Raw genomic sequence first — 15,690 nt, 5'->3', positions numbered from 1 at the left:
GATTCATCGCGAGGGCTGGCGATAGTCGTTCAGCGCAGGTTCAGCGACGCACCGGGCGCTTCTGCAGTTTGCGCTGCAAGGTGCGGCGGTGCATGCCCAGCGCGCGGGCCGTGGCGGAAATGTTGCCTTCGTGTTCGGTGAGCACGCGCTGGATGTGCTCCCATTGCAGACGATCGACCGACATCGGGTTTTCCGGCACCAGACTGTCGAGATCGGCGTGCTCAGACAGCAGCGCGGCCAGCACGTCGTCGGCATCGGCGGGTTTGCACAGGTAGTTGCAGGCGCCACGCTTGATCGCCTCGACTGCCGTGGCAATGCTCGAATAACCGGTGAGGATCACCACGCGCATTTCCGGATCGAGTTCCAGCAGCTTGGGCAGCAGGACCAGACCGGAGTCGCCGTCCATTTTCAGGTCCAGCGCGGCGTAATCAGGCAGATCGGCCTGGGCGATGGTCAGGCCTTCTTCAGCGGAACCGGCGGTGCTGACGCGAAAGCCGCGACGGGCCATGGCGCGGGCCATGACGCGGGTGAAGGTCGCGTCGTCGTCGACCAGCAGCAGATGCGGCAGTTCTTCGCCTTCGACTTGGATTTCGTCACTCATGTTGGTCTCCTCGGGCGCCGTGGGGCAGGCGCAGCTCGGTGAGCGTGCCGCCTTCCTCATGACTATAGAGTTTCACTGAGCCGCCGGCGCGTGTCACGCTGGCCTTGCTCAAAAACAGGCCCAGGCCGAAACCTTTGCCCTTGGTGGTAAAAAACGGCTTGCCGATCTGCTCGGCGATGGCCAGCGGCACACCGGCGCCGTGGTCGCGAATGCTGATGGTCAAAGTCTCTGCGTCCCAGTCGAGGGTCACCTGGAGATTTTCCGGGCAGGCGTCGGCTGCATTGTTGAGCAAATTCAGCAAGGCCTGGGTCAGATCCGGCGGCGGCGCCATGCGCGGCACCGCCCCCTGACCGAGACGCTGGAAGCGATAACTGGCTTCCGGGCGCATCAGGTGCCAGCGGTTCAGCGCTTCGTCGAGCCAGTCGGTAACGTCCTGCATCTCGACCGCCAGACGCCGATTGGCCTCGGCGGCGCGAACCAGTTGCTGCAAGGTTTCCTTGCACAGCTTGACCTGATCCTGCAGCACTTTCAGATCGTCCTGCAGCAACGCATCGGGGTGATCCTGCTGCATTTCCTTGAGCAACACGCTCATGGTCGCCAGCGGCGTACCCAACTCATGCGCGGCACCGGCGGCCTGGGTCGCAACGGCGAGCAGCTGCTGATCACGCAGCCCTTCCTCCCGACGAATCGCCCGCAGCTCTTCCTGCCGACGCAGTTCTTCAGCCATGCGCGCGGCGAAGAAGGTGATCACCGCAGCGGCCAGGGCAAAGCTCAGCCACATGCCGTAGATCTGCAGATTCTCACGGGCGACCGGCAAGGTTTCCAGCGGATAGAAACGCGTCAGCATCAGCGTGTACAGCGCCAGCGCGATGCCCGACAGAATCACCGAATAACGCCACGGCAAGGTCACCGCCGCGATGGTCAACGGCACCAGATAATAGGAAACAAAGGGGTTGGTCGAACCGCCGGAGAAATACAGCAGCGCACTGTGAATCACCAGATCGCAAGCCAGTTGCAGCGCGTATTCGAGCTCGGTCACCGGCCACGATGTGCGCAGGCGCACGGCAGTGAACACGCAGAGCAGAATCGAGCAGCCGAGGGTCATCGCCAGTTGCACCCACGGCAACGGCAACAATTGCAGCCAGTAGGCCAAGCCAACGGAGCCGGCCTGCGCGGCGAGCACCAGGGTGCGGATGAAAGTCAGCCGCCAGAGGTTCTGGCGAGTGGCGGAAGTCAGTTGTACGGGGGCGAGCATGAGCTCTCCTGATGAGCGCTCCAGGCGGATCGCACGGAGTATAACCAAGCCGCGGGGTTCAGAGGCGAAAGTGCGGCAAACGACCACATGGCGACGATGGAGAACTCATCTGAGTTGAAGAAAATTCCGAAGGCTATTGGAGATCATTGTGGCGAGGGGATTTATCCCCGCTGGGTGGCGGAGCCGCCCCAAATCATGCGACCTCATTTAACCAGACATACCGCATCAGCCGGATTTGCGCCTGCTGCGCAGCCGATCGGGGATAAATCCCCTCGCCACAGAAGCACTCCCGACTGCGCGCAGGTATCTGTATAGAAGTTGTAACTGGGCGAACCGGATCATAGAAGTTAGAGTCTGATGGTTCACGCAGGCCGCGACCCATCACCTGCGCCTCATTCAAGGAGCCTTCATGCACACATTTCGCCGCAGCGCCGCCCTCCTCGCCCTGACCGTCGGCAGCGTCGCCAGCCTCCCGGTTCTGGCCGCCGATGAGCTGCACTACAACCAGATTTCCCTGCGCGCCGAAGTCAGCCAGGAAGTGGCCCGCGACCAGATGATCGTGACGCTCTACACCGAAGAGCAGAACACCGACCCGGCCAAACTCGCCGCCGCCATCAGCACCACCATGAACAAGGCCACCGCCCAGGCCAAGCAAGTCAAAGACATCACCCTGCGTACGGGCAGCCGCAACAGCTACCCGATCTACGACACCAAAGGCCAGAAAATCACCGGCTGGCGCGAACGCGCCGAACTGCGCCTGGAAAGCACCGACTTCGCCTCCCTGTCCAAACTCACCGGCGAGCTGCTGACCGACCTGAAAATGGGCGGCATGGACTTCGCCATCGCCGACCCGACCCGCAAGGCCAGCGAAGACCAGTTGCTCAAAGAAGCCGTCACCGCCTTCAAGACCCGCGCCCAACTGGCCACCGATGCACTGGGCGGCAAGGGCTACAAAATCGTCAACCTGAACCTCAACAGCAACGGTTACCCACAACCGTACCTGCGCGCGCCGATGATGATGAAAGCCGCGGCCATGGATTCCGCGCCAGTCACGCCGGAAGTCGAAGCAGGCACCAGCCAGGTCAGCATGACCGCCGATGGCTCGATTGAAGTGTTGATGCAGTGATTTGAGCTTGGCTGAATGAAGGACCGGCAATCAGCAAATGGTTGCCGGTTTTTTTGTGTCCGGGTTTTGTAGTGAAGGATCCACCGCTATCGCGAGCAGGCTCGCTCCCACAGGTTGAACGCATTTCCATGTGGGAGCGAGCCTGCTCGCGAAGAACGATGACGCGATCTCAAGCGTGCGGATCAACCCGATCCAGCGCCCGATTCACCGCCAGCTCCGCCAGCATGATGATCTGCTGAATCGCCAGCGCCGTATTGCGCTGCGGCCTACCAAGCTGATCGGCAAAATCGCTGGCCAGCGTATTGGCTGAAGCAAGGGACTCACAGGCGTGAGCCAGCAGGCTTTCGGTGTCGATGTCGGGCTGGACCAGAAACATCGTGCTGGGTGGATGGGGTTTGCCGGGTGGCGGGCAGAGATAGAAATCGAGGGCACGCTTGATGGCTTCGCGGTTCTTCGCGAGATCGTCGGCACGCAGCGCGGCTTCGAGGGGGGTTGAGGTTTCTTCGGGTGGGTCGGGGACTGGTTTGCTCATGCGCTTCACCTATGAGGTTGAGCCATCTCGATGCCGTTTCTCACACGACGAAGAGGTGGCAGCTTTGTGCGGGGTGAGAAAACCGGTCATAGGCACCCGGCCGGACATAAGCCCGCCCGCACAGAGCCGCCATAACGCACTTGCAGGCAGCAAACTTGCTGGCGGCAATTATGCGGATCTGGGCACTGAATGACTATGAATGTCGGGTTCTCACACCCGATCGCTGAACAACCAGCGACGACCCAAGCCTAGAGAGCGCACGTCCGACGGACAACCTGAAAACCTTGTGGGAAGGTTCTGGCTGTTTCGCAGCGGATTTAAACAGCAAAAAAGCAAACCCTCACCCTAACCCTCTCCCAGAGGGAGAGGGGACTGACCGAGGTGTTTGGGGGAGATACGCCAACGTGAAACTCCGAGTTGAACTCAGGATTTGAAAAGCACACAAATCAGCCCCCTCTCCTCGGGGAGAGGGCTGGGGTGAGGGGCAAATCCACAACAAAAATAACGCCGAACACCCGCTCTTCACCACTCAATAGGCCGAGTGTCAGCTAGCCTGCTCTTGATCTTGATCCACCGGCGACGTCGGAAGGCTGAGTGGAGGGATTGATCCGGGCGTGGGAGCGCAGCGACCGTACGACGCAGTCGTACACAGCGAGTGTAGGTGCAGCGAAGCAAACCGGAGCCGCTGCGCCCGGATCAGTCCCGGAGCGAAGGAACCCGAGCCTGCGAGGGCCGAACGCAGGAGCTAGCGTTTTGGGTTACCTTTTTGGCGTTTGAAAAAGGTGACTCGCCGTAAGGGCGAAACCGCCAGCCGCCACACCGCAAAAAACGGATATTCACCTAAACCAACCAACACCCTGGTCGGCCCAAAGGCCGCCAAGGTGCCACCAATCGAAACACCCAGTTGCACCAAGTAAAACCCCCCAATCCCTGCCCCAATCCACCCCACCAAAGCCCACCGCGAAAACCCCTCAACCCCGCCCATCCCCAAGGGTATAAATAAGTAACACCAAGCCCCACCCAAGCGCACCCGACACCTCCAGCGCACCATTTCAGTGCCTCGAATGCACCGCAAAAACCACCCGCAAACGGTCAAATGCGTCAAAAGTTATACGGATGCGACATTAAGGTACGTTCGTGCCACCGTTTAACGCCGCCGACCGCTCTGGATCTTGCATTGGGTATGGGGCCTGCATAAGTATCCGCAGGCACGACTCACGAGGTCGTACCTCACAACTAAAAAATGACAACAAATCATGAGGCCAACATGCTTAAACACGCGGTCATTCCGTTTCTAGTCGGCGCAGGCTTGTTAGCCTCCGCACCTTTCGCCACCGCTGCGACTAACCTGGTGTTCTGCTCCGAAGGGAGCCCGGCCGGTTTTGATCCAGGCCAGTACACCACCGGAACCGACTTCGACGCCTCAGCCGAAACCATGTTCAACCGCCTGACCCAGTTCGAGCGCGGCGGCACCGCCGTGATTCCTGGTCTGGCGACCAAGTGGGACATTTCCGACGATGGCCTGACTTACACCTTCCACCTGCGTGAAGGCGTCAAGTTCCACACCACCCCGTATTTCAAGCCGACTCGTGAATTCAACGCCGACGACGTGCTGTTTACGTTCAACCGCATGATCAACAAGGACGACCCGTTCCGTAAGGCCTACCCGACCGAATTCCCGTACTTCACCGACATGGGGATGGACACCAACATCACCAAGATCGATAAAGTCGACGACCACACCGTCAAGTTCACTCTGAAAGAAGTCGATGCCGCGTTCATCCAGAACATGGCCATGAGCTTCGCGTCCGTGCAGTCCGCCGAATACGCGGCCCAACTGCTCAAGGATGGCAAAGCCGCCGACATCAACCAGAAGCCGATCGGCACCGGCCCGTTCGTGTTCAAGAGCTACCAGAAAGACTCGAACATCCGTTACACCGGCAACAAGGATTACTGGAAACCTGAAGACGTGAAGATCGACAACCTGATCTTCGCTATCACCACCGACCCGTCGGTGCGTATCCAGAAGCTGAAAAAGAACGAGTGCCAGGTCACCCTGTTCCCGCGTCCGGCCGATCTGAAAGCGCTGAAAGAAGACAAGTCGCTGAAGATGCCGGATCAGGCTGGCTTCAACCTGGGCTACATCGCCTACAACGTGATGGACAAGGTCAAGGGCAGCAACGAGGCCAACCCGCTGGCTGACCTGCGCGTGCGTCAGGCGCTGGACATGGCCGTGAACAAGCCGCAGATCATCGATTCGGTTTACCAGGGCGCGGGCCAACTGGCCGTCAACGCGATGCCGCCGACCCAGTGGTCCTACGACACCACCATCAAGGATGCCAAGTACGATCCTGAGAAAGCCAAACAGCTGCTCAAGGAAGCCGGCGTCAAGGAAGGTACCGAGATCGTCCTGTGGGCGATGCCGGTGCAGCGTCCGTACAACCCGAACGCCAAACTGATGGCTGAAATGCTCCAGTCCGACTGGGCCAAGATCGGCTTGAAAGTGAAGATCACCAGCTACGAGTGGGGCGAGTACATCAAGCGCTCCAAAGGTGGCGAGAACCAGGCCATGATCATTGGCTGGAGCGGTGACAATGGTGATCCGGACAACTGGCTCAACGTTCTGTTCGGCTGCGACTCGCTGAGCGGCAACAACTTCTCCAAGTGGTGCGACAAGAAGTTCGACGGCCTGGTGAAAGAAGCCAAACGCACTACCGACCAGGGCAAGCGCACCGAGCTGTACAAACAGGCGCAACACGTTCTCAAAGATGCAGTTCCAATGACACCTATCGCTCACTCGACGGTGTATCAACCCATGCGCGCCAACGTGCAGGATTTCAAGATCAGCCCATTTGGCCTGAATTCCTTCTACGGCGTCAGCGTCAGCAAGTAAGACATTGCAACGGCGGCGTTTCTGACGTCGCCGTTGCTTTATCTACCGGGAAAAAAGGAAAAGTCCTACACCCAAATCCGCCGCAGATGATTGCTTCGGTATAGGCGCGTCGACTTTTCCTACGAGCATTAAGGCAATTACGTATTTACTGCCAGAGGCACGGTGCCTACCGTCGCGTACTGACCAGTGTCTGCGTGGGCCACCGGTTTTGCCGTACGTATTTGGATTGAGCTCAATGCGACCAGAAAGTCCCGGGATCGGGATCCAGGTGCATTGCATAACACTAAAAAAAGAGGGAGCGTCATGCGCCATACCTTGGTTTTTTCCGCACTGTTGGGCGCCGGCCTGTTGGCCGCCACGTCTGCAAGCTACGCCGCCAGCGACAGCCTGGTGTTCTGCTCGGAAGGCAGCCCGGCGGGTTTCGATACCGCGCAATACACGACGGCCACCGACAACGACGCCGCCGAGCCGCTGTACAACCGCCTGGTGGAGTTTGAAAAAGGCGCGACCAATGTCGTACCCGGTCTGGCAACCAAGTGGGACATTTCCGAAGATGGCCTGAAATACACCTTTCACCTGCGTGAAGGCGTGAAATTTCACACAACCCCTTACTTCAAGCCGAGCCGCGATTTTAACGCCGACGACGTGCTGTTCACGTTCAATCGCATGCTCGATGCGCAACAGCCGTTCCGCAAGGCCTATCCCACCGAGTTTCCGTACTTCAACGGGATGAGCCTGAACAAGAACATCGCCAAGGTCGAGAAGACCGGGCCGCTGACCGTGGAGTTCACGCTCAACAGTGTTGACGCCGCGTTCATCCAGAACATCGCCATGAGCTTCGCCGCCATTCTGTCTGCCGAATACGCCGACAAGCTGCTGGCCGACGGCAAGCCGAGCGACATCAACCAGAAGCCGATCGGCACCGGGCCGTTCGTGTTCAAGAGCTATCAGAAAGACTCGAACATCCGTTACACCGGTAACCCGCAGTACTGGGATCCGAGCCGGGTCAAGCTGAAGAACCTGATTTTCGCGATCAACACCGACGCTTCGGTACGCGTGCAGAAGCTCAAGGCCAACGAGTGCCAGATCACCCTGCACCCGCGTCCTGCCGATGTTGAAGCGCTGAAGGCCGACCCGAAACTGCAACTGATTTCCAAGCCGGGCTTCAACCTCGGCTACATCGCCTACAACGTGCGCCACAAGCCGTTCGATCAACTGGAAGTGCGTCAGGCGCTGGACATGGCGGTGAATAAACAGGGAATTCTCAACGCTGTTTATCAAGGCGCCGGCCAACTGGCCGTCAACGCCATGCCACCGACCCAGTGGTCCTACGACGACACCATCAAGGACGCCGCCTACAACCCGGAAAAAGCCAAGGAACTGCTCAAGGCTGCCGGCGTGAAAGAAGGCACCGAGATCACCCTGTGGGCAATGCCGGTGCAGCGTCCGTACAACCCGAACGCCAAACTGATGGCCGAAATGCTCCAGTCCGACTGGGCCAAGATCGGTCTGAAAGTGAAGATCGTCAGTTACGAATGGGGCGAGTACATCAAGCGCACCAAGAACGGCGAGCACGACGTCAGCCTGATCGGCTGGACCGGTGACAATGGGGATCCGGACAACTGGCTGGGCACGCTGTACAGCTGCGACGCCATCGGCGGCAACAACTACTCCATGTGGTGCGACCCGGCTTACGACAAGCTGATCAAACAGGCCAAGGTCGTCACCGACCGCGACCAGCGCACCGTGCTTTATAAACAGGCCCAGCAATTGCTTAAACAGCAAGTGCCGATCACGCCTGTCGCCCACTCGACGGTCAACCAGCCGTTAAGCACCCGGGTTGAAGGATTCAAAGTCAGCCCGTTCGGCCGCAACGTGTTCTCGGGTGTCAGTATCGATTAAACCAACCGATTAGCCGCAATGCTGAGGGGAGCCGTCTACTCCCCTCACGCAAGCGCTTTGCCTAAATTCGCCAATCCGGCTTTTTGCAAACGTTTGCGATGTGTGAACGAGTTCTAAACCAATAACCGGCATACCAAAAAAAGCCGGGATAAAAAGAAAGTAAAGGAGCTTCACCCATGAAACTGAGCAGCACCGCGATACTGGCCCTGGCCATCAGTAGCATCACCGCCACGGCTTATGCGGAAACCCAGAGCCAGGCGTTCACCCCGGTGACCGTCAACACCAAGAGCGCCCAGGCTGAGGCCACTGGGTTCGTCGAAGGACAGTCGATCACCGGTACGACACGTAACTGGTACGCCAACGAGCAACTGAAGCGCGGCGGCAAATTCTCCTATAAAAAAAATGGTTCTCCGGCCGAAACTGACCGTCGGATCAACTGGGTGCAAGGGACCATCGTCAAGTACAACTCGGGTTTCACCGAGGGCACTGTAGGTATCAGCACCGAAGTTGCGGCATATAACGCAATTGCGCTTGAACGTGATCGTGAAAATCTGGCTTCCGGAAATGGCGGCGCCCCAAAGACGGGCGTGGGATCGGGTAACAACCGCACCCTGACGCACAAGAATAACGGTGAAGCCGTAGATCAGTGGAGCAAGGTAGGCCTTGCCAACATCAAGGCGCGCGTTTCCAACACCACTCTGACTGCCGGTCGTATGAGCTTCAGCAGCCCGCAGGTCGACGTGATCGGCAACCGTGCACTGCCTTCGAGCTTCGAGGGTGTCTCCCTGCACAGTGAAGAGTTGAACAATCTGTCCTTCGACTTGGCCACTTTTGATCGCGTCTCGCCACGATCGGAACAAAGCCTGCAGAAATTCCGCGCCGAGTATGCCAACGGCCGTGTCGAATCCGACAAGGTCAACACCGCCGGTATCAGCTATCAGCCGCTCGAAAGTCTGAAAACCAGTCTATGGGGCACGCAAGTTGAAGATCTGTGGAACCAGTACTACTTCGGCGCCACCCATGAACTGGGTGACAGCAGCGTCCTCGCCCTGACTACCGGTTTCAACTACTACAAAACCGTCGACGAAGGTAAGAAGCTGCTGGGCGACATCGACAACGACACCTACTCGCTGTCGTTCGGACTGACCCACCAAGCGCATAACCTGACCTTCTCCTACCAGCAAGTAAACGGTAACGAGTACTTCGATTACCTGCACGAGACTAACGGTATCTACCTAGCCAACTCCCTGCTGTCGGACTTCAACGGCCCGAACGAGAAATCCTTCCAGGTTTCATACGCCATCAATATGGCCGAGTACGGTGTGCCGGGCCTGAAATTCAACATCTATCAAGCTCGCGGCTGGGGAATCGATGGCACGCACTACAACGGCAACAAAGGCGTTGAAGGCAAAGGCTACGACGGCATCCAGGAACAGGATGGCGAGCACCACTATGAATACGGCATCGGTGCGACCTATGCGGTACAAAGCGGTCCTCTGAAAGCCACCACGATTCGCGGCACCTACACAGCCCACCGTGCGAGCGAGTTCCAATCGGACGGCAGCATCAACGAGTTCCGTCTCGTAACCACCATCCCGTTCAACATTCTGTAAAAACGCCAACCGACGGCTGACTCATGATGAGTCGGCCGTTCGGTTTTCTGTCTTCAACCGATTGCAGAGGGTTATCGATGAAAATGCTTCCCCTACGTGCGGCCATCGCGGCTGCGTTGCTGAGTGTCGCTGTCGGCGCCTCGGCCAAACCCTTGGTGGTCTGCACCGAAGCCAGCCCGGAAGGCTTCGATATGGTCCAGTACACAACTGCAGTCACGGCGGACGCTGTGGCCGAAACCATCTTCAATCGCCTGGCCGATTTCAAGCCCGGCACCACCGAAGTGATCCCGGCGCTCGCCGAGTCCTGGGACATCAGCGAAGATGGCCTGACCTACACCTTCCACCTGCGCAAAGGCGTCAAGTTTCACACCACCGAATATTTCAAGCCGACCCGCGACATGAATGCCGACGACGTGGTCTGGAGCTTCCAGCGTCAGCTGGACCCGAATCACCCGTGGCACAAACTGTCGAGCGTAGGCTTCCCGTACTTTGAAAGCATGGGCTTCAAGGAACTGCTGAAAAGCGTAGAAAAAGTCGACGACAACACAGTCAAGTTCACCCTGACCCGTCGCGAAGCGCCGTTCCTGGCCGACATCGCCATGGCGTTCTCGTCGATCTACCCGGCCGAATACGCCGACCAGTTGCTCAAGGCCAACAAAACCGGCGATCTGAACAACAAGCCGATCGGCACCGGCCCGTTCATCTTCCAGCGCTACGCCAAGGATGCGCAGGTGCGCTTCAAGGCCAACCCGGATTATTTCCGTGGCAAGCCACCGGCCGACGCGTTGATCCTGGCGATCGCCACCGACAACAACGTGCGCCTGCAAAAGCTCAAGGCCAACGAGTGCCAGGTTGCGCTGTATCCAAAACCGGATGACATCCCGAGCATCAAGAAAGACAGCAAGCTGAAAGTCGACGAGCTGGACGCGATGACCGTTTCGTACATCGCCATGAACACCCAGCACAAGTACATGAGCGACGTGCGTGTGCGCAAAGCCATCGACATCGCGTTCGACAAGGAAGCCTACGTCAACGCGCTGTTCGGCAAGGGTAACGCGTCGGTGGCGGTCAACCCTTACCCGCCGACCCTGCTCGGCTACAACCATGATCTGAAAAACCCGCCACGCGACCTCGACAAGGCGCGCGCGCTGCTCAAGGAAGCCGGGGTTCCGGAAGGCACCACCTTCACCCTGTTCACCCGTAACGGCGGCGGTCCGACCAACCCCAACCCGATGCTCGGTGCGCAGATGATGCAGGCTGACCTGGCGAAAGTCGGGATCAAGATCGACATCCGCGTGATGGAATGGGGCGAGATGCTCAAGCGCGCCAAGGCCGGCGAGCACGACATGGTCTCGGCCGGATGGGCGGGCGACAACGGCGACCCGGATAACTTCCTGACGCCTATGCTCAGTTGCGAGGCCGCCAAGAACGGCGAAAACTACGCACGCTGGTGCAACGAGAAATTCCAGGCACTGCTGGATGAAGCGCGGGCTAAAGTAGATCCGGCCGAACGCGCCGCGCTCTACGAACAGGCTCAAGTGCTGTTTAATCAGGACCAGCCATGGATCAGCATGGCCCATACTCGGATGTTCACTGCAATGCGCAACAATGTAGAGGGCTACCACATCAGCCCTCTCACCACTAATAACTTCGCCACCACCCAGGTGAAGTAGATAAGAAACGCCCGGCGTCCCTTACCTGAGGGACGCCGGACACGCCTAACCGGCTGATGAGGTACCACACAAGATGTTTAGTTTTATTGCCCGCCGACTGGGGTTGTTGATCCCCACGTTTTTCGGCATCACCTTGCTGACTTTCGCGTTGATTCGCATGATTCCGGGCGACCCCGTGGAAGTGATGATGGGCGAACGTCGGGTCGACCCCGAAATGCACGCTCAGGCAATGGAACGCCTGGGGCTGAACAAGCCGCTGTATGCCCAGTATCTGGACTACATCGGCAAACTGGCCCAGGGCGATCTCGGTGAGTCGTTGCGTACCCGTGAAAGTGTGTGGACCGAGTTCACCTCTCTTTTCCCGGCGACCCTGGAACTGTCCATGGCCGCCCTGCTGTTCGCTGGCATCCTCGGGCTTCTGGCCGGGGTGATCGCGGCACTCAAACGAGGATCGCTGTTCGACCACGGGGTGATGGGCATCTCCCTCGCGGGCTATTCGATGCCGATCTTCTGGTGGGGCCTGATCCTGATCATGTTCTTCTCGGTGAGCCTGGGCTGGACCCCGGTGTCCGGGCGCATCGACCTGCTGTATGACATCGAGCCGAAAACCGGCTTCATGCTGATCGACACGCTGCTGGCCGATGACGTCGGCGCGTTCTTCGACGCCCTGCATCACCTGATCCTGCCGGCCATCGTGCTCGGCACCATCCCGCTGGCAGTGATCGCGCGGATGACCCGTTCGTCGATGCTCGAAGTGCTGCGCGAGGACTACATCCGCACCGCCAAGGCCAAAGGCCTGTCGCCGTCGCGCGTGGTGTTCGTGCACGGTCTGCGCAATGCGCTGATTCCGGTGCTGACCGTGGTCGGCCTGCAGGTCGGCACGCTGCTGGCCGGTGCGGTCCTGACCGAAACCATCTTCTCCTGGCCCGGCATCGGTAAATGGCTGATCGAAGCCATCGGCGCCCGGGACTATCCGGTGGTGCAAAACGGCATCCTGTTAATCGCCTGCCTGGTGATTCTGGTCAACTTCGTGGTGGACATCCTCTACGGCTTTGCCAACCCACGCATCCGTCATCAGCGCTGAGGTCAATACCCATGAGCACTCCAACATCCTCAGTAGCCACCGCCACGTCCGCCGTGGATCAAAGCCTGCTGTACCCGTCGCCGTACAAAGAATTCTGGCAAGCGTTCTCGAAGAACAAGGGCGCCGTTGCCGGCCTGCTGTTCATGCTGCTGATCATCTTCTGCGCGATTTTCGCGCCGTGGGTCGCGCCGCATAACCCGAGCGAGCAATACCGTGACTTCCTGCTGACGCCGCCGGCGTGGCTCGAAGGCGGGCAGATGCAGTTCCTGCTCGGCACCGACGAACTCGGCCGTGACCTGCTGTCGCGTCTGATCCAGGGCTCGCGCCTGTCGCTGCTGATCGGCTTGTCGTCGGTGGTGATGTCGCTGATTCCGGGGATCCTGCTGGGTCTGTTTGCCGGTTTCTTCCCGAAAGTGGTCGGCCCGACCATCATGCGTCTGATGGACATCATGCTGGCCCTGCCGTCGCTGCTGCTGGCCGTGGCAATCGTCGCCATCCTCGGCCCTGGCCTGATCAACACCGTGATCGCGATTGCCGTGGTTTCCCTGCCGTCCTACGTGCGTCTGACCCGTGCCGCCGTCATGGGCGAACTGAACCGCGACTACGTCACCGCCGCGCGTCTGGCCGGTGCCGGTCTGCCGCGTCTGATGTTCATCACCGTGCTGCCCAACTGCATGGCGCCGCTGATCGTGCAGGCAACCCTGAGCTTCTCCTCGGCGATTCTCGATGCCGCCGCACTGGGCTTCCTCGGCCTCGGCGTACAACCGCCAACCCCTGAGTGGGGCACCATGCTGGCCTCGGCCCGCGACTACATCGAACGCGCCTGGTGGGTGGTGAGCCTGCCTGGTCTGACCATTTTGCTCAGCGTGCTGGCAATCAACTTGATGGGCGACGGCCTGCGCGATGCGCTGGACCCGAAACTCAAGAACGCCGCCTGAGGAGATTCAAATGTCACTGCTAGAAATCAAGAATCTCAACGTCCGCTTCGGCGACAAGACCGCGACCCCGGTGGTCGACGGCCTCGACCTGAAAGTCGACAAAGGCGAAGTGCTGGCCATCGTTGGCGAGTCGGGTTCGGGTAAATCCGTGACCATGATGGCGCTGATGGGCCTGATCGAGCACCCCGGCATCGTCACCGCTGACTCGCTCAGCTTCGACGGCAAGGACATGCTCAAACTGAGCAACCGTCAGCGTCGGCAGATCGTCGGCAAAGACCTGTCGATGGTCTTCCAGGACCCGATGACCGCGCTGAACCCGAGCTACACCGTCGGTTTTCAGATCGAAGAAGTGCTGCGCCTGCACCTGAAAATGTCCGGCAAGCAAGCGCGCAAGCGTGCCATCGAACTGCTGGAAAAGGTCGAGATCCCGGGCGCCGCCAGCCGTATGGACGCCTACCCGCATCAACTGTCTGGCGGTATGAGCCAGCGTGTCGCGATCGCCATGGCGATTGCCGGCGAGCCGAAACTGTTGATCGCCGACGAACCGACCACCGCGCTGGACGTAACGATTCAGGCGCAGATCATGGATCTGCTGCTGGCGTTGCAGAAAGAACAGAACATGGGCCTGGTGCTCATCACTCACGACCTCGCGGTCGTGGCGGAAACTGCCCAGCGCGTCTGCGTGATGTACGCCGGTCAAGCCGTGGAAGTCGGTCAGGTGCCGCAACTGTTCGACATCCCGGCGCACCCGTACAGCGAAGCGCTGCTCAAGGCGATTCCCGAGCACAGCCTCGGCGCCTCACGCCTGTCGACCCTGCCGGGCATCGTCCCGGGCCGTTACGACCGACCGCAGGGTTGCCTGCTGTCGCCGCGCTGCCCGTATGTGCAGGACAACTGCCGCACCCAGCGTCCGGGCCTTGATCCGAAAGCCAACAGCCTCGCCCGCTGCTTCTACCCGCTGAACCAGGAGGTGGCGTAATGGCCGTCGTACTTACCGCCCGCGACCTGACCCGTCACTACGAAGTCTCCCGTGGCCTGTTCAAGGGCCACGCCACCGTGCGCGCGCTCAACGGCGTGTCGTTCGAACTGGAAGCCGGCAAGACCCTCGCCGTAGTGGGTGAGTCGGGCTGCGGCAAATCCACCCTCGCCCGCGCCCTGACGCTGATCGAAGAGCCGTCGTCGGGTTCGCTGCAGATCGCCGGCCAGGAAGTCGCCGGCGCCGACAAGGCCGAGCGCAAGCAACTGCGCAAAGACGTGCAGATGGTCTTTCAGAGCCCGTATGCGTCGTTGAACCCACGGCAGAAAATCGGTGATCAATTGGCCGAGCCGTTGCTGATCAACACCAAGCTGTCGGCCAGCGAACGTCGCGAGAAAGTCCAGGCGATGATGAAGCAGGTCGGCTTGCGGCCCGAGCATTACCAGCGCTATCCGCACATGTTCTCCGGCGGTCAGCGCCAGCGTATCGCTCTGGCGCGCGCAATGATGCTGCAACCGAAAGTGCTGGTCGCGGACGAACCGACTTCGGCGCTGGACGTATCGATTCAGGCTCAAGTGCTGAACCTGTTCATGGATTTGCAGCAGGAGTTCAACACCGCCTACGTGTTCATCTCGCACAACCTCGCGGTGGTGCAGCACGTGGCCGATGACGTGATGGTGATGTACCTCGGCCGCCCGGTGGAATTGGGTCCGAAGAACGACATCTACGAACGCCCGCTGCACCCGTACACCCAGGCGCTGCTGTCGGCGACCCCGACCATTCACCCGGACCCGAACAAGCCGAAAATCAAGATCGTCGGCGAACTGCCCAACCCTTTGAACCCGCCACCGGGCTGCGCTTTCCACAAGCGCTGCCCGTACGCGACCGAGCGTTGCACCACGGAAGAACCGCTGTTGCGTGAGCTGGATAATCGGCAGGTGGCTTGCCACTACGCCGAGCAGTTTCTCGACGGCGCGGCATAAACCACGGCAAAACCCGTAGGAGCTGACGAATGCGACGAGGCTGCGATCTTTTGATTTTCAGAAGCAAGATCAAAAGATCGCAGCGTTCCGCGGCTCCTACAGGGAATTGGCGTT

At 59.6% G+C, this 15,690-nt stretch carries 12 protein-coding genes; 9 read left to right on the top strand and 3 right to left on the bottom strand.

The annotated features are described in order from the left end of the window. Nucleotides 1–40: 40 nt before the first annotated feature. Both CKW30_RS06610 and CKW30_RS06605 read right to left on the bottom strand, forming a co-directional pair. Complete coding sequence (locus tag CKW30_RS06610) at nucleotides 41–601, bottom strand: response regulator transcription factor (protein WP_003221630.1); 561 nt, start codon at nucleotides 599–601, stop codon at nucleotides 41–43. After that, nucleotides 594–1,856, bottom strand: coding sequence for an ATP-binding protein (locus tag CKW30_RS06605; RefSeq protein WP_016771713.1), 1,263 nt, complete (start codon nucleotides 1,854–1,856; stop codon nucleotides 594–596). The genes CKW30_RS06610 and CKW30_RS06605 overlap by 8 nt, the downstream gene beginning before the upstream one ends. Nucleotides 1,857–2,265: 409 nt before the next feature. Between CKW30_RS06605 and CKW30_RS06600 the strand changes: the two genes are divergently transcribed. Beyond that, nucleotides 2,266–2,982: an SIMPL domain-containing protein gene (locus CKW30_RS06600; protein WP_095180367.1), complete on the top strand. Its 717-nt coding sequence runs from the start codon at nucleotides 2,266–2,268 to the stop codon at nucleotides 2,980–2,982. A gap of 169 nt (nucleotides 2,983–3,151) precedes the next feature. Here CKW30_RS06600 and CKW30_RS06595 read toward each other — a convergent pair whose 3' ends face one another. Continuing rightward, nucleotides 3,152–3,514: a DUF6124 family protein gene (locus CKW30_RS06595; RefSeq protein ID WP_056782915.1), complete on the bottom strand. Its 363-nt coding sequence runs from the start codon at nucleotides 3,512–3,514 to the stop codon at nucleotides 3,152–3,154. A gap of 1,267 nt (nucleotides 3,515–4,781) precedes the next feature. On the opposite strand from CKW30_RS06595, the gene CKW30_RS06590 reads away from it, so the two are divergent. The 8 genes from CKW30_RS06590 (at nucleotide 4,782) to CKW30_RS06555 (ending at nucleotide 15,576) form a co-directional block, all read left to right on the top strand. Then, a complete protein-coding gene (locus CKW30_RS06590) occupies nucleotides 4,782–6,407 on the top strand; it encodes an ABC transporter substrate-binding protein (protein WP_016771716.1) in 1,626 nt (541 codons plus the stop codon). 303 nt (nucleotides 6,408–6,710) lie between these two features. Then, nucleotides 6,711–8,309: an ABC transporter substrate-binding protein gene (locus CKW30_RS06585; RefSeq protein ID WP_041477956.1), complete on the top strand. Its 1,599-nt coding sequence runs from the start codon at nucleotides 6,711–6,713 to the stop codon at nucleotides 8,307–8,309. A 176-nt stretch (nucleotides 8,310–8,485) separates the two neighbouring features. Next, nucleotides 8,486–9,922: an OprD family porin gene (locus CKW30_RS06580; RefSeq protein WP_056782911.1), complete on the top strand. Its 1,437-nt coding sequence runs from the start codon at nucleotides 8,486–8,488 to the stop codon at nucleotides 9,920–9,922. Nucleotides 9,923–9,999: 77 nt separating this feature from the next. After that, a complete protein-coding gene (locus tag CKW30_RS06575) occupies nucleotides 10,000–11,595 on the top strand; it encodes an ABC transporter substrate-binding protein (RefSeq protein WP_024011590.1) in 1,596 nt (531 codons plus the stop codon). Between the two features lie 73 nt (nucleotides 11,596–11,668). Then, nucleotides 11,669–12,679 (top strand): ABC transporter permease subunit, encoded by a 1,011-nt coding sequence (locus CKW30_RS06570; RefSeq protein ID WP_016771720.1) that lies wholly within the window; start codon nucleotides 11,669–11,671, stop codon nucleotides 12,677–12,679. 11 nt (nucleotides 12,680–12,690) lie between these two features. Next, nucleotides 12,691–13,617, top strand: a complete 927-nt coding sequence (locus CKW30_RS06565) for an ABC transporter permease subunit (RefSeq protein ID WP_016771721.1) — start codon at nucleotides 12,691–12,693, stop codon at nucleotides 13,615–13,617. Between the two features lie 10 nt (nucleotides 13,618–13,627). Beyond that, on the top strand, nucleotides 13,628–14,596 hold the full coding sequence (locus tag CKW30_RS06560) for an ABC transporter ATP-binding protein (protein WP_016771722.1): 969 nt from the start codon (nucleotides 13,628–13,630) through the stop codon (nucleotides 14,594–14,596). Next, nucleotides 14,596–15,576 (top strand): peptide ABC transporter ATP-binding protein, encoded by a 981-nt coding sequence (locus CKW30_RS06555; protein ID WP_095180366.1) that lies wholly within the window; start codon nucleotides 14,596–14,598, stop codon nucleotides 15,574–15,576. The genes CKW30_RS06560 and CKW30_RS06555 overlap by 1 nt, the downstream gene beginning before the upstream one ends. Nucleotides 15,577–15,690: the final 114 nt, after the last annotated feature.

Origin of the sequence: Pseudomonas sp. Irchel 3F6 (genome assembly GCF_900187595.1) — a bacterium.
In the GTDB taxonomy this organism is placed as follows: Bacteria; Pseudomonadota; Gammaproteobacteria; order Pseudomonadales; family Pseudomonadaceae; genus Aquipseudomonas; species Aquipseudomonas siliginis.
The sequence above is the reverse complement of the archived record's forward strand: the minus strand, read 5'-3'. Positions and strand labels throughout refer to the sequence as shown.